The organism is Pseudomonas sp. B1(2018) (assembly GCF_003097365.1).
Taxonomy (GTDB): domain Bacteria; phylum Pseudomonadota; class Gammaproteobacteria; order Pseudomonadales; family Pseudomonadaceae; genus Aquipseudomonas; species Aquipseudomonas laurylsulfatiphila.
Map to the genome: position 1 here is coordinate 16,583 of NZ_PYUK01000002.1, position 17,269 is coordinate 33,851.

Genomic DNA, 17,269 nt, shown 5'->3' on the forward strand with positions numbered 1-17,269 from the left:
GTGTCTGAGCGGGCCTCATCGCGAGCAAGCTCGCTCCCACAGGGTTATCTGATGGTCACAAGATTTGTGTTCGCCCTCGCCCACTGTGGGAGCTTGCTCGCGATGGGGTCATCAGCATCAACACAGAAACTGGCTCAACCCACTCACATCCCATGCTGCTTCATCAACTTTTCATAACTCCCGTCCGCCTTCATCGCCGCGATCTCGCGGTCGAAGCCGGCAACGATCTGCTCATGCTGCGGGTTCTTCAGGCTGACCAGAATATGCAGGCTGTTCTCGCTCAAGGCCTTGGGCAGGAATTCCACGGCGTTTCGTACCTTGGGTGACTCGCGGGCCAGGTAATAGCGGGCGACGTACTCATCTTCCAGCGTCAGCTTGACCCGGTCGGCAGCGACCATACGCACGGCCATGGCGAAGCTGTGCACGGGGACTTTCTGCAACGAGTCATCGTTGTCGAACCCGGGCGAATAGGCGTAACCACGCACGATGGCAATCGGATATGTGTGCAATTGCTGCAGGTTATTGAATTCGATGGGCGCGTCCTTACGCTTGAGAAAACGTACGCGATTGAGCAGGTATTCGCCGGAAAACTGGCCGAGTCTTGTACGCTCCTCGGTGTACCAGGCGTTGACCAGCACGTCGTATCGGCCCTCACCCAACCCCATCAAGGCCCGCGCCCAAGGCACTTGTTCAAATTCACTGGCATAGCCGGCCCTGGCGAGCGCGGTACTGACAATGTCCGTGGCCAGGCCACCGTTGACGAGCGTGGCATCGGTAAAGGGTGGCCAGGCATCGGCAACCAACCGCAGTTTTTCTGCCGCCGCTCCCTGAACCAGCAACAGCAATCCAATCAAAGCAAAAGCTCGATGCAATCGCGGCATGCTAGAAAATCCTTAGCGGGCGATTGCCCGACGTGTTTTCAGCCAAAACCCCAAGGCCCCTGATCCGGCGATACCCGGGTACTCAACATTAGCTCATCGAAGCCACAGCACAGCGCTTCGATCCAGATTACACAAAGAAGACATCCACGCGAGAAATGAATGATGGCATTTTGGCCTTTGTCACAGATTCTCCCGCCATAAAGACTTCTGGCGTGAGTGCGCTTAGTATCGGAACGACGTTTTCAGGGAATCAAAACATGACAGTCGATTGGATCTGCAAACATCACAGCGACCTGGGCAAAGAGCAGCTGTACGCCATTTTGCAACTGCGCGCGCAAGTGTTCGTCGTCGAGCAGAAATGCGTTTACCAGGATATCGATGGCCAGGACCTGGATGGCGACACCTGCCACGTGATGGCCTGGGACGGTAACCAGCTGGTGGCCTACCTGCGGTTGCTTGACCCGCAATCGCAGGGCGGCGACGTGGTGATCGGGCGGGTGATCATTGCCCCGCAGGCACGCGGCATGGGCCTGGGGCATGAACTGATGGACCAGGCGTTGAAACAGATCGAGAAGTACTGGCCCGGCCTGCCGGTCTACCTTTCGGCCCAGGCGCATTTGCAGGGGTATTACGGGCGCTATGGGTTTGTCGTGGCGGGTGAGGAGTATGTGGAAGATGGCATTCCACACATTGGCATGCGTCGTCCTTGAGGGCCCTATCGCGAGCAAGCTCGCTCCCACACTGGAATGCGGTCCCCTGTGGGAGCGGGCTTGCCCGCGAAGGCGTCAGTCAAACCACTGAAAGATTTCAGGGATACTCCAGCACCGCCTTGATCTGCCGCAGATTACGCTCGATCCACCCCCGATCAATCGCCCCCCACTCGCGAATCCGATAGCGCCCCGCATGGTTGCGCGCGCCTTCTTCCTGCTCGAATTCACAGACGATATCCAGATCCGCCAACGCCGCGATGGTGTCCTGCGCCGTGCGCCGGGGCATGCCGGTCACTTCGGTGAGCGCCGGGACGCTGCTGGCAAGTCCGCTGTCGATCAGGTACGCCACGTACAACCGGCGATAGAAGCTGCTCTTGGTCTTGCTCACGTCCATCCATTGCTCCTTAAAAGATCGCAGCCTGCGGCAGCTCCTACTCCAATACCTGTAGGAGCTGCCGCAGGCTGCGATCTCTCGATCTTGATCTTCTATTGCATATCCCGCCAAGTCAGGTACACCCGCACATCGAACTCCACCTGGTGATACCCCGGCAGCATGTGCTCGCACAGCTTGTAGAACGCCTTGTTGTGATCCGATTCCCTGAAGTGCGCCAGCTCATGCACCACGATCATTTTCAGGAACTCGCAAGGCGCTTCCTTGAACAGCGAAGCGATGCGGATTTCCTTCTTGGCCTTGAGCTTGCCGCCTTGCACCCGGGAGATCGTGGTGTGCAGGCCAAGGGCACGGTGAGTGAGGTCCAGGCGGTTGTCGAACAGCACCTTGTCGATGGACGGAGCATTACGCAGGTATTCCTGCTTGAGGTCCAGGGCATAGGTGTACAGCGCCTTGTCGCTCTGCACACCGTGCTTTTGCGGGTAACGCTGGCTCAGGTAATCGCCCAGCCGACCGTCGGCGATCAGCTGGCGCACCTGATCCTGCAAAGTGGCGGGATAGGCCTGGAGATATTTCAACACGGTCATCGGGGCGGCAATACAGGTCACTGAAAGGTCGCCAGTGTAGCGAATTCAGCGGGGCAGCGCGCTCCAGTCAAACGGCTGGACAAAGACCCCGGCGTCCTCGGCCATCATCGGCCGGGCCACCAGGAAGCCTTGCACATATTCGCAGCCGTTGGCCCGCAACCATTCATACTGCGCGACGGTTTCCACCCCTTCGGCAATCACCAGCACCCCGAACTGTTTGCACAAGTCGATCACACTGCGCACCAGCGCCGCATCCCGTACCGAGTCCGGCAACCGGGCTATCAAATGCCGGTCGAGCTTGAGGGTGTCCAGCTCCAGGTCGCGCAGATGCGACAGGGAGCACGGGCCGGCCCCGAAGTCATCCAATGCCACTCGTACGCCCAGATTGTGCAACAGGCGTAACTGCTTGCGGGTTTCCTCGGGGTGATGCATCAAGGCCTCTTCCGTGACCTCGACCTCCAGATGACGCGGCTGCAAGCCATGGCGCTCCAGCACCTGGCGCAGTTCAGTGACCAGGTTGGGCATGCCGAACTGCGTACTGCTCAAGCTGACGCCGAGCACCAGGTCCTCGGTGAACAGGGTTTCCCAGGCTTTGCGCTGCCCGGCGCTGCGGTGGTAGATCCAGCTGCCCAGCCGACTGATCAGCCGCGCCTCTTCCAGCAATGGCAAAAACAGCCCCGGCGGCACGTCGCCAACGCTCGGATGCTGCCAGCGCAGCAAGGCCTCGAAGCCACGAATTCGCCCGTCCGCAATCGCCACCTGAGGCTGATACACCAGGTTGAAATCCCGGTTCTCGATGGCCGTGCGCACACTTTCCTCGAGCATCAGCCGCGAGCGCGCCCGACCGTTCATTTCGTGATCGTAGAAGCGATATTGCTGACGACCGGCACGCTTGGCTTCGTACATGGCGATGTCGGCCGCCCGCAGCATCCCGTCGAGATTGGCGCCACAATCGGGGAACGTAGCAATGCCGATGCTGGCACCCAGGGCGATATCGAGGCCGTCGACCTGCTGACAGATCGACACGCGCTCGATGAGCTTCTCGGCAATCTTCGCCGCTTGCTCGGGGACCTCCAGATCCAGCAGCGCGGTGAACTCATCGCCGCCCATCCGCGCCAGGATGTCGAAGGGCCGCAAGCATGCCTTCAACTGTTCGGAGACCCAGCGCAGCACCCGATCGCCGGCATCGTGGCCGAGCGAATCATTGACGCGCTTGAAGCCGTCGAGGTCCAGATACATCAAGACCCAGGAACCGTCGGTACGCTCACCGCGCAACAGCAGGTTCTCTACGGTCTGGTAGAAACCGCGGCGGTTGAGCAATCCGGTCAGCGGATCGGTGACCGCCTGAAACTCCAGCTGCTGATGCAGATGGCGCACCACCGACATGTCCAGCACGGTCACTACCATTGCATGTTGCTCGGCAGGCAATGGCGCACAGGACAAGGCCACCGGCACCTGCTGGCCGCGCGTCGTACGCAGCAAAGCATCGTGCAGGCGCAAGGTTTCGCCACGTTTGTAGCCCGTGAAAAACTCGGAATCGGCCCAGACCGGGATATGGGGCTTTTGCAGATAGTCCAGAAACTCCTTGCCTTGCAGTTCCTGCACCGGGGCATTGAGCAGCCGCGACATCGCCGGATTGGCAAAACGAATCAGGCCGTCCTCCCCCAATACCAGAATGCCTTCGGCCGCGTTATCCAGCACCGATGCATTAAAGGCCCGGGCGGATTCCAGATCATGACTCAAGCGCTGCAAGGCCCGGCGGTTGCGCTGGTGTTCGAGCAACGCCTGGACCTTGGGCGTGAAAATCTGCGGGTCGAACGGCTTGAACAGGTAATCCACCGCACCGCTGGCATAGCCCTTGATGACCGCGTCCTGGGACTGTTCATTGGCGGTCAGGAAAATGATCGGCGTGAGCCGGGTCCGCTGGCTACCGCGCATCAGGCGCGCCACTTCATAACCGTCCATGCCCGGCATCTGCACGTCCAGCAGCACCAGGTCGATATCGTGTTCCAGCAACAAGCCGAGGGCCTCGAATCCCGAGGTGGCAGTAATGACCCGCCAGCCCTGGCGCTGTAACAACGCACGCATGCTGATCAGGTTTTCAGGGTAATCGTCTACGACTAAAAGGGTTGAGCCGCCGTCTACTGGCGTGGGTTGCGCGCATTCCATGCTGCTTCTCTAATTGCGGGGCGTCAGGCCGGCTTCTCGTGAAAACCGGACAAATACTGTGCTTTCACTCTAGACCCGGTTCTGCAAAAGCAGAAGGTATCAGTGAGCCAGCATTCACCATTGTGACTTTTTGCCGACTAACGGTCGATGGTTCAGACCCATAAAACCGGGAAAGATGGCATTTCGACAGGATGTTGACGTCAACCACCCGTCAGGCAAGCGTTAACAAAATATCTCGCTACGCTTATAAAGGCCGCCCCAAAGGCGCGGTCTAGAGCTTATGGCACGCCCGTGCAGCATGAATCAAGCGGAAGAACCGACATGATCGACCTCGCAACCTGGAACCTCAGCGTCCCCGTCGGCAGCCCGCCGTACACTGTCGAAACCTCCAAGCTGGTGGATGGTTTCAAGGATCAATACTTCCACTCCGACACCGGCACGTTGTTTTTCTGGTCGCCCGTGACCGGCTCCCGTACCGAAAACGCGATTTATCCGCGCACCGAATTACGTGAAACCTACAGCAACGGCACATTGAAAAACTGGTATTACCCGGATGCCGACAATTTGTTGTATGCCACGCTGGCAGTGAACCAGGTGCCGAGTTCCGGGAAAGTCGTCATCGGCCAGATCCATGCCTATCAAAGCCAGAAACCGCTGGTGAAGGTCGAGTACCAATACAAAACCAGTACGGCCACCGGCAATATCGTCGCCAAGGTGCGGATGCATCCCGATGACGATACAGGCCGGGTGATCATCGTTGCGACAGGGGTGAAACTCGACCAGGAGTTCAACTACCTCATTCACCTCAGCCCCGGTGGCGCCCTAGGCATCAGCGCGGCAGGCTATCAATGGGATACGCAAATCAGCACAACCTGGCGCGACAAGCCGCTGTACTTCAAGGCCGGGGTCTATGTGCAGGACAACACCGGGTACACCACCGAAGGCGGGAAAGTGACCTTCAGCAAGCTGGATATCGATCACAATCAATAATGTCGGGGCACCGTTGACCCTGTGGGAGCGGGCTTGCTCGCGAAGGCGTAACATCAGGCGACATTGATGTTGAATGACACAACGCTTTCGCGAGCAAGCCCGCTCCCACACTGACCGCGTCGACCATGGATAAACGCCCACAAAAAACCCGCCTCGCGGCGGGTTCTTCATTTTTGCAGCTTAACGCCCGGTCTTAGTTGACCTTGGCGTTCAACTCACCTTTCAGGTAACGCTGATACATGCCTTCCAGCGAGATCGGCTTGATCTTCGATGCATTACCGGCAGTACCGAAAGCTTCGTAGCGAGCGATACATACGTCCCGCATGGCGGTGACGGTGGCGCCGAAGAATTTGCGTGGGTCGAACTCGCTCGGGTTGGTGGCCATCAGGCGACGCATGGCGCCAGTGGATGCCAGGCGCAGGTCGGTGTCGATGTTGACCTTGCGCACGCCGTGCTTGATGCCTTCGACGATCTCTTCAACCGGTACGCCGTAGGTTTCCTTGATGTCGCCGCCGTACTGGTTGATGATCGCCAGCCACTCTTGCGGAACCGAAGACGAACCGTGCATCACCAGGTGAGTGTTCGGAATACGCTTGTGGATTTCCTTGATGCGGTCGATGGCCAGCACGTCGCCGGTAGGCGGCTTGGTGAACTTGTAGGCGCCGTGGCTGGTGCCGATGGCAATGGCCAGGGCATCAACCTGAGTGCGCTTGACGAAGTCAGCGGCTTCTTCCGGGTCGGTCAGCATCTGGCTGTGATCCAGAACACCTTCGGCGCCGATGCCGTCTTCTTCACCGGCCATGCCGGTTTCCAGCGAACCCAGGCAACCCAGCTCGCCTTCTACCGAAACGCCGCAGGCGTGAGCCATGGCCACGGTCTGTTGGGTAACGCGCACGTTGTAGTCGTAGTCGGTCGGGGTCTTGCCGTCTTCGCCCAGGGAACCGTCCATCATCACCGAGCTGAAGCCCAGTTGAATGGAACGCTGGCAGACGTCAGGGCTGGTGCCGTGGTCCTGGTGCATGCACACCGGGATGTGCGGGAATTCTTCGATTGCCGCCAGGATCAGGTGACGCAGGAACGGTGCACCGGCGTATTTGCGAGCACCGGCCGAAGCCTGGACGATCACCGGGGAGTCAGTCTTGTCAGCGGCTTCCATGATGGCGCGCATCTGCTCAAGGTTGTTGACGTTGAAGGCTGGAACGCCGTAGCCGAACTCGGCTGCGTGGTCCAACATCTGGCGCATGCTGATAAGTGCCATTGTGTGTGTCTCTCCCGGTTGAGGGTCGTTAATCGTGCCAGCCTGCCGTAGCGGCGGCGGCTATTCAAGTTATTGCAGATCGGGGGTTGAGCCCGAGCTGCGAATTCGGTGTTGCGAAAATCTCAAGAACTTCCCCGGAACCCTGTGGGAGCGAGCCTGCTCGCGATGGTGGCCCAGACAGCGCGGGCATTCAGGTGCCCAGCGTTATCGTTAACGACCATCGCGAGCAGGCTCGCTCCTACAGGTACGGCGTAGTCCGTTTATTGCGCTTTACAACCGCGCCCAATCAAATCATTAGTGGCGACCCAGTAAACCAGGCCCTCCTCACCTTTTATGTGAAACGCCAGCATGTCATTGCTGTACAGCGAACCCGATGCACCCGGTTCCTGCTTCAAGCGGTAGACCTGATCGGCACCGCCCAGGCGCACGTCGACTTCCTTGCGGCTGTCGTCGGTGTAGCGCCACAGCACTTTGGCCTGGCTGTCGCAGGTCCAGGTGGTCCAGTTATCCACAGGTGCGGACGACTGGAACGGGTTCAACTGATTCAGCTGAGCACAACCGGCCAACAGCGCCAGCGCCGTAACGGCGATAAAACCTTTCATCCGTGTCCCTCGACTGGCGGCGCACGCTGCCAGCCCTGAGTAATGAGTCAGACCCGTCAAGGGCAACCATGTTCCTTGGCGGGCGTCCGGGTCTCGTATTTGTCCAGGCCTTCGGGCCCGGAACGCTTGTTGAGCACCGGGTTGGTTTCGGCCTGCCAGTCAGCCTGGTAGCAGCCCTTGTCCGACTCGGACGGCGCCGGTTCCGCAGTGGCCTTCGGGTTACTCCCGCACGCCACCAGCGAACCTGCGACGATCAACAGCGCTAACGTCTTGACCATGTCAACACTCCCTTGCCAGGTCAAACGGGCGACCCTCAGGCCTTGGCCCGGCTTTCCAGGACTTCAACGGCTGGCAGCACCTTGCCTTCGACGAATTCGAGGAACGCGCCGCCACCGGTAGAAATGTAGGAGATCTGCTCGGCCACGCCATATTTGTCGATGGCCGCCAGGGTGTCGCCACCGCCGGCAATGGAGAACGCCGCGCTGTCTGCGATGGCCTGGGCCAGCACTTTGGTGCCATTGCCGAACTGGTCGAATTCGAACACGCCGACCGGACCATTCCACAGGATGGTTTTGGACGATTTCAGCAGTTCGGCGAAGTTCGCCGCGGTCTGCGGGCCGATGTCCAGGATCATGTCGTCGGCAGCGACGTCAGCGATCAGCTTGACGGTCGCAGCGGCGCTTTCAGCGAATTCCTTGGCAACCACCACATCCACTGGCAGCGGCACGCTGACTTTGGCGGCGATGGCGCGAGCGGTGTCGAGCAGGTCCGGCTCGTACAGCGACTTGCCGACCGGGTGACCGGCAGCGGCCAGGAAGGTGTTGGCAATGCCGCCGCCGACGATCAACTGGTCGCAGATCTGGCTCAGGCTGTTCAGTACGTCGAGTTTGGTCGACACCTTGGAACCGGCAACGATGGCAGCCATCGGCTGGGCCGGGGCGCCCAGGGCCTTGCCCAGTGCGTCCAGTTCAGCGGCCAGCAACGGGCCGGCAGCGGCGACTTTGGCGAACTTGGCCACGCCGTGGGTCGAGCCCTCGGCACGGTGAGCGGTGCCGAAGGCGTCCATCACGAACACGTCGCACAGGGCGGCGTATTGCTGGGCCAGTTCGTCGGCGTTCTTTTTCTCGCCTTTGTTGAAACGCACGTTTTCGAACAGCACGATGTCGCCGGCCTTGACGTCGACACCGCCCAGGTAATCAGCCACCAGCGGCACTTCACGGCCCAGGGCGCGGCTCAGGTAGTCAGCAACCGGCTTGAGGCTGTTCTCGGCCGAGAACTCGCCTTCGGTCGGACGGCCAAGGTGCGAGCAGACCATCACGGCCGCGCCTTTTTCCAGGGCCAGCTTGATGGTCGGCAGCGAGGCCAGGATACGCGCATCGCTGGTGACAACACCGTCCTTGACTGGGACGTTGAGGTCTTCGCGGATCAATACGCGCTTACCTTGCAGATCGAGGTCGGACATCTTCAACACGGTCATGGGTCGCACTTCCTACGGTTTTTTTGAAGTTGCTGTTTGCAGATAGTGTTCTGCAACGTCCAGCATTCGGTTGGCAAAACCCCATTCATTGTCGAACCAGGCCAGGATGTTCACCAGCCGTGGGCCGGAAACGCGGGTCTGACTGGCATCGACGATCGCCGAATGTGGGTCGTGGTTGAAATCACAGCTTGCGTGGGGTAACTCGGTGTAAGCCAGCAGGCCTTTGAGCGGGCCGCTGGTGGCGGCTTCGCGCAGGATCCGGTTGACCTCGGTGGCGTCGGTCGTAGTGGCGGTCTGCATCGTGATATCGAGGCAGGACACGTTGACCGTCGGCACCCGCACGGCTTTGGCCTGAATTCGTCCGGCAAGTTCCGGCAACAGGCGTTCGATACCACGCGCCAGACCGGTGGACACCGGAATCACCGACTGGAACGCCGAACGGGTGCGGCGCAGGTCTTCGTGGTGATAGGCATCGATGACCGGCTGATCGTTCATCGCCGAGTGAATGGTGGTGATCGATACGTAATCCAGGCCAATGGCCTGATTCAGCAAGCGCAACAGCGGCACGCCGCAGTTGGTGGTGCAGGATGCGTTGGACACCAGCAGTTCATCGCCGGTCAGGCAATCCTGGTTCACGCCGTAGACGATGGTGGCGTCGACATCGGTCTCGCTGGCCATCGGCTGGGAAAACAGCACGCGCGGGGCGCCGGCGTCGAGGAAACGCTGGCCGTCTTCGCGAGTGTGATAAGCGCCGGAGCACTCCAGCACCAGATCGATGCCCAAAGATGCCCAATCGATGCCTTCGGGGGTGGCACTGCGCAGGACCTTCACGCAGTTGCCATTAATATGCAGACAATCGCCGTCGACCTTCACTTCGCCGGGGAACCGGCCATGGGTGGAGTCGAAGCGTGTCAGGTATTCGATGCTGGCCATGTCCGCCAGATCGTTGATCGCGACGATTTCAAACCCGGCCTTGTCGCCTCGCTCGAACAACGCACGCAAGACGCAACGACCAATCCGGCCGTAGCCGTTGAGTGCAACTTTGTAGGGACGCGGTTGAGGCATGGGGTTCTCGATAGACGCAGTCAGACGAATTTTCGCTAACAACACACCCTCTGTAGGAGCTGCCGCAGGCTGCGATCTTTTGATCCTTTCAAGATCAAGATCAAAAGATCGCAGCCTGCGGCAGCTCCTACAGGGGATCGCGGTGGCCTGGGCCACCGCGGCGTGTTTTAGTCTTCCAGCAGTTCTTCAGCCTGACCCAGGATGTTTTCCAGGGTGAAGCCGAACTCTTCGAACAAGGCCGACGCAGGCGCCGACTCGCCGTAGGTGGTCATGCCGATCACACGGCCTTCCAGGCCCACGTACTTGTACCAGTAGTCCGCGTGAGCGGCCTCGATGGCGATACGGGCGCTGACCTGCAACGGCAGGACCGATTGCTTGTAGCCGGCGTCCTGGGCATCGAACACGCTGGTGCACGGCATGGAAACCACACGAACCTTGCGGCCCTGCTCGGTCAGTTTGTCGAAGGCCTGAACAGCCAGGCCGACTTCCGAACCGGTAGCGATCAGGATCAGCTCAGGCTCGCCTGCACAGTCCTTGAGCACATAACCACCGCGGCTGATGTCGGCGATCTGGCCGGCATCACGGGTTTGGTGCTGCAGGTTCTGACGGGAGAAGATCAGGGCCGAAGGACCGTCCTTGCGCTCCAGCGCATACTTCCAGCACACCGCCGATTCAACGGCGTCGGCCGGACGCCAGGTGTCGAGGTTCGGCGTGCAGCGCAGGCTGGCCAGTTGCTCGATTGGCTGGTGAGTCGGGCCGTCTTCGCCCAGACCGATGGAGTCGTGGGTGTAGACGTGGATCACACGCTGCTTCATCAGGGCCGACATGCGCACTGCGTTGCGGGCGTATTCCATGAACATCAGGAAGGTCGCGCCGTAAGGCACCAGACCGCCGTGCAGGGCAACGCCGTTCATGATCGCGGTCATGCCGAACTCGCGCACGCCGTAGTACATGTAGTTGCCGCTGGCATCTTCGGCGGTAACGCCTTTGCAACCTTTCCACAGGGTCAGGTTGGAACCGGCCAGGTCAGCCGAACCGCCGAGGAACTCGGGCAGAAGCGGGCCAAATGCGTTCAGGGCATTCTGGCTGGCCTTACGGCTGGCGATGGTTTCGCCCTTGGCGGCCACTTCGGCGATGTAGGCCGCAGCTTTTTCGCTGAAGTCAGCTGGCAGGTCACCGCTCAGGCGACGCACCAGTTCGTTGGCTTCAGTCGGGAAGGCGGCGGAGTAGGCAGCGAAACGCTGGTCCCACTCGGCTTCGACAGCCTTGCCTGCTTCTTTGGCGTCCCACTCGGCGTAGATGTCCGCCGGGATTTCGAACGGGCCGTGGTTCCACTTCAGCGCCGCGCGGGTCAGGGCGATTTCCGCGTCACCCAGTGGGGCTCCGTGGCAGTCTTCCTTGCCTTGCTTGTTCGGCGAACCGAAGCCGATGGTGGTTTTGCAGCAGATCAGGGTTGGCTGCGCGCTTTTGCGTGCCGTGTCGATCGCGGTCTTGATCTCTTCCGGGTCGTGACCGTCGACGTTGCGGATCACTTGCCAGTTGTAGGATTCGAAACGCTTCGGTGTGTCGTCGGTGAACCAGCCTTCGACTTCGCCGTCGATGGAGATGCCGTTGTCATCGTAGAAGGCGATCAGCTTGCCCAGGCCCAGGGTACCGGCCAGGGAAGCGACTTCGTGGGAAATGCCTTCCATCATGCAGCCATCACCCAGGAACACATAGGTGTGGTGGTCGACGATGTTGTGGCCAGGACGGTTGAACTGCGCCGCCATGACTTTTTCAGCCAGGGCAAAACCCACGGCGTTGGCCAGGCCCTGACCCAGTGGACCGGTGGTGGTTTCCACGCCCGGGGTGTAGCCGAGTTCCGGGTGGCCCGGGGTGCGGCTGTGCAGTTGACGGAACTGCTTGAGGTCATCGATCGACAGGTCGTAGCCGGTCAGGTGCAGCAGCGAGTAGATCAGCATCGAGCCATGGCCGTTGGACAGCACGAAGCGGTCACGGTCGGCGAACGATGGATTGCTCGGGTTGTGCTTGAGGTAGTCGCGCCAAAGTACCTCGGCGATATCCGCCATACCCATTGGGGCACCGGGATGGCCGCTGTTGGCTTTTTGCACGGCATCCATGCTGAGGGCACGAATGGCGTTGGCACGCTCACGACGGCTAGGCATCGCTGTTCTCCTGGGGGACTTGAATAAAACGAAACGGAAAAAAGGCGAGCATTTTCCCTCACCGGGCCGCCTCGGGGCAATGACAGATAGTCATCTGAAGGCGTTTTTCCAATGGATAACGACGTATTCGCCTGATGAAACCTTTCCGCTGTTCGTTTGTTGACTGAAGCTAACGTCAAGAAGTGCCATCTATCGAGCAATATCAAAACTTTTTGATATTGCTCTTGCGATGCCTTCGACCCGTGACTAGACTGCCGGCCTTATGAATTTACGCGTGCCCTCCATTCAGCATGACGATTGCGATGAGCTGGCAGCCTTGTGCAAGGCTGGCGGCGATCCCCTGCGGTTGAATGTTTTGCGCGCACTGGCCAACGATTCGTTTGGCGTGCTGGAACTGGCGCAGATCTTCGGCATCGGCCAGTCAGGCATGAGCCACCACCTCAAGGTACTGGCCCAGGCCGGCCTGGTGGCAACGCGCCGCGAAGGTAATGCGATTTTTTACCGTCGTGCCCTGCCCCACACCGAACTACTGGGCGGCAAATTGCACGCAGCCCTGCTCGAAGAAGTGGACAACCTGACGCTGCCGGCCGATGTGCAGGCGCGCATCGCTCAGGTCCACGGGCAACGAGCAGCCGCCAGCCAGGACTTTTTCTCACGGGTAGCGGAGAAGTTTCGCGCCCAGCAAGACTTGATCGCCGGCCTGCCGCAGTACCGCGAAAGCGTGGTGGCGCTGCTCGACAAGTTGAGCCTGGGCAAAGACGCCACGGCCATTGAAGTCGGCCCCGGCGATGGCGCATTCCTGCCGGAACTGGCGCGCCGCTTCTCGCAGGTCACGGCGCTGGACAACAGCACCGCGATGCTCGAACTGGCGCGCCAGGTCTGCGAACGCGACAAGCTGACTAACGTCAGCCTGCAACTGGCCGATGCATTGAACGGCGTCAGCCTCAAGGCCGATTGCGTGGTACTGAACATGGTGCTGCATCATTTTGCCGCGCCGGCCGATGCGCTCAAGCACATGGCCCACTTGCTGCAACCAGGCGGTAGCCTGTTGGTGACAGAGTTATGTAGCCACAACCAGAGTTGGGCCAAGGAGGCCTGCGGTGATCTCTGGCTGGGGTTTGAACAGGACGATCTGGCCCGTTGGGCCACCGCTGCGGGACTCGTTCCCGGGGAAAGCCTCTATGTAGGCTTACGTAATGGTTTCCAGATCCAGGTTCGCCACTTTCAGCGACCGACTGGCGACACTCACCATCGGTAATTTCAGGAAAACATCGAGATGAGCGAATACTCCCTTTTCACCTCCGAGTCCGTGTCTGAAGGGCATCCGGACAAAATCGCCGACCAGATTTCTGATGCGGTGCTGGACGCCATCATTGCTGAAGACAAGTTCGCCCGTGTGGCGTGCGAGACTCTGGTGAAAACGGGCGTGGCCATCATCGCCGGCGAAGTCACCACTTCGGCCTGGGTTGACCTGGAGCAGATCGTTCGTGACGTGATCACCGACATCGGCTACACCAGCTCCGACGTCGGCTTCGACGGCGCCACCTGCGGCGTGATGAACATCATCGGCAAGCAGTCCCCTGACATCAACCAGGGTGTCGACCGTGCCAAGCCTGAAGATCAGGGTGCCGGCGACCAGGGCCTGATGTTCGGCTACGCCAGCAACGAAACCGACGTGCTGATGCCCGCGCCGATCACCTTCTCGCACCAGCTGGTGCAGCGCCAGGCTGAAGCCCGCAAATCCGGCCTGCTGCCTTGGCTGCGTCCGGATGCCAAGTCGCAAGTGACCTGCCGCTACGAAAACGGCAAGGTCGTCGGTATCGACGCGGTCGTCCTGTCGACCCAGCACAACCCGGAAGTGTCGTACAACGACCTGCGCGAAGGCGTGATGGAGTTGATCGTCAAGCACGTGCTGCCTGCCGAATTGCTGAGCAAGGACACCCAGTTCCACATCAACCCGACCGGCCAGTTCATCATTGGCGGCCCGGTGGGTGACTGCGGCCTGACCGGTCGCAAGATCATCGTCGACAGCTACGGCGGCATGGCCCGTCACGGCGGTGGCGCGTTCTCCGGTAAAGATCCATCGAAGGTTGACCGTTCGGCGGCCTACGCCGGTCGTTACGTGGCCAAGAACATCGTTGCCGCCGGCCTGGCCGAGCGTTGCGAGATCCAGGTTTCCTACGCGATCGGCGTTGCCCAACCGACTTCGATTTCTTTGAACACCTTCGGCACCGGCAAGATCAGCGACGACAAGATCGTCAAACTGGTTCGCGAAGTGTTCGACCTGCGTCCATACGCGATCACCACCATGCTCGACCTGCTGCACCCGATGTACCAGGAAACCGCGGCGTACGGCCACTTCGGTCGCACCCCGGCGACCAAGACCGTTGGTGACGACACCTTCACCACGTTCACCTGGGAAAAAACCGACCGCGCCGACGCCCTGCGTTCTGCTGCCGGCCTGTAAGACTTCCCCGCAACACCCGAAGCCCCGCACGGCTCGCGCCTTGCGGGGCTTTTTATTGGGGATTCGCTTTACACCGCGTCGCAGCCTTCGCGAGCAAGCCCGCTCCCACAGTTGATCTTTGGTGTGCCCGAGATCTGTGGGCAAACGCAAATCCCTGTGGGAGCGGGCTTGCCCGCGAAGAGGCCCGCCCAGTCACCAGAAACACTCGGTAAAAACCCCAACCGCTGCACCAACAGATACTGACCTAGCCTTCACGCACCTCACCGAGCAAGGACGCTCAAGATGCTTCCCGACCTGCGCCTGTTTTTCGCCGCCCTGCTGACCCTTGCCTGCCTGAATGCCAGCGCCACCGAGTGCCCGGACTGGCCACCCGACCGCGCCCTGAACGAAGTCGGCACACTGCAACAGCAGATCGACTTATGGGACGACAGCTATCACCGCCAGGGACATTCACTGGTCGCCGATGAACTCTACGACCAGTCCCGCACGCGACTCACCCAATGGCGCCAGTGCTTCAATCTGAACCCGCCCGCAGACCCCTTGCGCACTGCGCGCGGCGCGCTGCCCCACCCCATCGCCCACACAGGCCTGGGCAAACTGCATGATCGGCCTTCCGTCGAAAAATGGCTGCGTGACCGGGTGGACGTTTGGGCTCAGCCCAAAATCGACGGGGTGGCGGTGACCCTGGTTTACCGTAATGGTCTGCTGACCCAGGCCATCAGCCGCGGCGACGGCGAGAGCGGCCAGGACTGGACCACTCCGGCACGACAGATTCCGGCCATCCCGAAGCAGCTATCCCAGCCTCGGGATCTGCTCGTGCAAGGTGAACTGTTTTGGCGCCTGACCGATCATGTGCAGGCCCGCGCCGGCAGCCTCAACGCCCGCGCCACGGTGGCGGGCCTGATGGCACGCAAGGTCTTGAGCACCGAACAAGCCGCCGGCATTGACCTGTTTGTCTGGGACTGGCCCCAAGGGCCGGCAAGCACACCCGCCCAGGCCGCAGCACTGAAGGCGCTGGGCTTCCCCAGTACCACGGCATACAGCCAGCCAATCGCCTCCGTCAGCGATGCCGAACGCTGGCGCGAACACTGGTATCGCGCCTCCCTGCCCTTTGCCAGCGACGGCATCGTCCTGCGCCAGAACCAGCGCCCGGCCGCCGAACGCTGGCAAGCCCGGCCACCCTACTGGGCCATCGCCTGGAAATATCCGTTCGCCCAGGCACTGGCCGAAGTCCGCCAGGTTCACTTCAAAATCGGCCGGACCGGGCGAATCACTCCGGTACTGGAACTGACCCCGGTGACGCTCGATGACCGGCAGATCAAACGCGTCAGCGTCAGCTCGCTGCAACGCTGGCGGGCAATGGACATACGTCCGGGTGATCAGGTCGCCATCAGCCTGGCCGGGCTGACCATTCCCAGGCTCGATGACGTCGTGTTGCGCAGCAGCGAGCGTGTCGAATTGAGCGTGCCGAAGGCAGCGGACTTTCATTCATTGAGTTGCTGGCAACCGACACCGGGTTGTGAGGGCCAATTTCTCGCACGCCTGGCCTGGCTCAGCGGCAAACAGGGGCTGGCGCTGCCCAATGTCGGTCCGGGCACTTGGGAAAAACTTCTTGCAACAGGTCGCCTGAACGGTCTGCTGGATTGGTTGACCCTTGACGCCCAAGAGCTTGCTACCATTGACGGTTTCGGCGAGCGCAGCGCGACTCGCCTTGCAGACAGCTTCAAGCAGGCCCGGCAACGCCCGTTCGCGCACTGGCTGAAAGCCCTGGGATTGCCACCGACAGGTCCGGTGCCTCTCGGCAACTCATGGCAGACGCTGGCGCAGCGAGACATCGAACAATGGCGGGCCGAGGCCGGTATCGGGCCGGGACGCGCGGCGCAACTGAACGCTTTTTTCCGCGATCCGCAGGTCCTGGCCTTGAGTGAAACGTTACGTGAAAGGGGGATTGACGGCTTTTAGCTGCCAGCCCCGTGCCCACCGGGAACCCCTGGGGATCGCTGGGCTCCAACAAGCCATTGCCACACCGGCCCGCTGGCCTTCCTACATGGAGCTTTTATGAAATTTCTTTCACCGCTCGCCCTCCTGGCCCTGTGCAGCATGCTGGCCACCCCATTGATGGCGGACGAGGAAGCGCCGGGGCTGTCCGGTTGCGCCGCCAAGAAGCAAGGTATCGTCAACCAGATCGAATTGGCCAAGGTCCACGGCAACGCCGACCAGCAGGCTGGCCTGGAAAAAGCCCTGAGCGAAGTCGAAGCCAACTGCACCGACGCCTCGCTGAAGAAGGAGCGGGAAAACAAGGTGCTCGACGCCAGGCACGAAGTCAGCAAGCGTCAGGCGGACCTCGACAAGGCCATGAGCAAAGGCGACCCCGAGAAAATCAACAAGCGTAAAGACAAACTCGCCGATGCCCGTAAGGAATTGCAGGACGCTTTGGATGAGCTGGATAAATAAGCCGACGCTGGGCGAAAAAGCTTTTGTGGCGAGGGAGCTTGCTCCCGCTCGGC

At 60.6% G+C, this 17,269-nt stretch carries 16 protein-coding genes; 6 read left to right on the forward strand and 10 right to left on the reverse strand.

The annotated features are described in order from the left end of the window. Nucleotides 1-143: 143 nt before the first annotated feature. Nucleotides 144-881, reverse strand: a complete 738-nt coding sequence (locus tag C9422_RS02440; RefSeq protein WP_102699230.1) for an ABC transporter substrate-binding protein — start codon at nt 879-881, stop codon at nt 144-146. Between the two features lie 257 nt (nt 882-1,138). On the opposite strand from C9422_RS02440, the gene C9422_RS02445 reads away from it, so the two are divergent. Then, entirely contained in the window at nt 1,139-1,591 is a 453-nt protein-coding gene (locus tag C9422_RS02445) for a GNAT family N-acetyltransferase (protein WP_007975472.1), read from the forward strand. A 97-nt stretch (nt 1,592-1,688) separates the two neighbouring features. On the opposite strand, the gene C9422_RS02450 is transcribed toward C9422_RS02445, so the two are convergent. From C9422_RS02450 to C9422_RS02460, 3 genes are all read right to left on the reverse strand, one after another. Continuing rightward, the gene (locus C9422_RS02450; protein WP_007894945.1) at nt 1,689-1,985 is read right to left on the reverse strand and encodes a helix-turn-helix domain-containing protein; all 297 of its coding nucleotides are present in this window, start codon (nt 1,983-1,985) and stop codon (nt 1,689-1,691) included. A gap of 92 nt (nt 1,986-2,077) precedes the next feature. Continuing rightward, the gene (locus tag C9422_RS02455) at nt 2,078-2,569 is read right to left on the reverse strand and encodes a YgjP-like metallopeptidase domain-containing protein (protein ID WP_116579592.1); all 492 of its coding nucleotides are present in this window, start codon (nt 2,567-2,569) and stop codon (nt 2,078-2,080) included. 45 nt (nt 2,570-2,614) lie between these two features. Continuing rightward, nucleotides 2,615-4,738, reverse strand: coding sequence for a bifunctional diguanylate cyclase/phosphodiesterase (locus C9422_RS02460; RefSeq protein ID WP_116579593.1), 2,124 nt, complete (start codon nt 4,736-4,738; stop codon nt 2,615-2,617). A gap of 321 nt (nt 4,739-5,059) precedes the next feature. On the opposite strand from C9422_RS02460, the gene C9422_RS02465 reads away from it, so the two are divergent. After that, nucleotides 5,060-5,728 carry a polysaccharide lyase family 7 protein gene (locus tag C9422_RS02465; protein ID WP_116579594.1) on the forward strand — a complete coding sequence of 223 codons (669 nt, stop codon included), beginning with the start codon at nt 5,060-5,062 and terminating at the stop codon, nt 5,726-5,728. Between the two features lie 193 nt (nt 5,729-5,921). On the opposite strand, the gene fba is transcribed toward C9422_RS02465, so the two are convergent. From fba to tkt, 6 genes are all read right to left on the reverse strand, one after another. After that, on the reverse strand, nt 5,922-6,986 hold the full coding sequence (gene fba, locus C9422_RS02470; RefSeq protein WP_007975467.1) for a class II fructose-bisphosphate aldolase: 1,065 nt from the start codon (nt 6,984-6,986) through the stop codon (nt 5,922-5,924). Nucleotides 6,987-7,246: 260 nt separating this feature from the next. Beyond that, nucleotides 7,247-7,588 carry an MliC family protein gene (locus C9422_RS02475; protein ID WP_116579595.1) on the reverse strand — a complete coding sequence of 114 codons (342 nt, stop codon included), beginning with the start codon at nt 7,586-7,588 and terminating at the stop codon, nt 7,247-7,249. 56 nt (nt 7,589-7,644) lie between these two features. Beyond that, nucleotides 7,645-7,866: a hypothetical protein gene (locus tag C9422_RS02480; RefSeq protein ID WP_007975465.1), complete on the reverse strand. Its 222-nt coding sequence runs from the start codon at nt 7,864-7,866 to the stop codon at nt 7,645-7,647. Nucleotides 7,867-7,901: 35 nt separating this feature from the next. Next, on the reverse strand, nt 7,902-9,065 hold the full coding sequence (locus tag C9422_RS02485; protein ID WP_007975464.1) for a phosphoglycerate kinase: 1,164 nt from the start codon (nt 9,063-9,065) through the stop codon (nt 7,902-7,904). A gap of 12 nt (nt 9,066-9,077) precedes the next feature. Continuing rightward, nucleotides 9,078-10,130, reverse strand: coding sequence for an erythrose-4-phosphate dehydrogenase (epd, locus tag C9422_RS02490; RefSeq protein WP_116579596.1), 1,053 nt, complete (start codon nt 10,128-10,130; stop codon nt 9,078-9,080). Nucleotides 10,131-10,297: 167 nt separating this feature from the next. Next, nucleotides 10,298-12,295: a transketolase gene (tkt, locus tag C9422_RS02495; RefSeq protein ID WP_116579597.1), complete on the reverse strand. Its 1,998-nt coding sequence runs from the start codon at nt 12,293-12,295 to the stop codon at nt 10,298-10,300. A 262-nt stretch (nt 12,296-12,557) separates the two neighbouring features. On the opposite strand from tkt, the gene C9422_RS02500 reads away from it, so the two are divergent. From C9422_RS02500 to C9422_RS02515, 4 genes are all read left to right on the forward strand, one after another. Further along, a complete protein-coding gene (locus tag C9422_RS02500) occupies nt 12,558-13,553 on the forward strand; it encodes a metalloregulator ArsR/SmtB family transcription factor (protein ID WP_116579598.1) in 996 nt (331 codons plus the stop codon). A gap of 18 nt (nt 13,554-13,571) precedes the next feature. Next, complete coding sequence (metK, locus tag C9422_RS02505; RefSeq protein ID WP_007975460.1) at nt 13,572-14,762, forward strand: methionine adenosyltransferase; 1,191 nt, start codon at nt 13,572-13,574, stop codon at nt 14,760-14,762. Between the two features lie 282 nt (nt 14,763-15,044). Next, on the forward strand, nt 15,045-16,724 hold the full coding sequence (ligB, locus tag C9422_RS02510; RefSeq protein WP_116579599.1) for an NAD-dependent DNA ligase LigB: 1,680 nt from the start codon (nt 15,045-15,047) through the stop codon (nt 16,722-16,724). Nucleotides 16,725-16,820: 96 nt separating this feature from the next. Beyond that, a complete protein-coding gene (locus tag C9422_RS02515; RefSeq protein ID WP_104450103.1) occupies nt 16,821-17,216 on the forward strand; it encodes a DUF1090 domain-containing protein in 396 nt (131 codons plus the stop codon). Nucleotides 17,217-17,269: the final 53 nt, after the last annotated feature.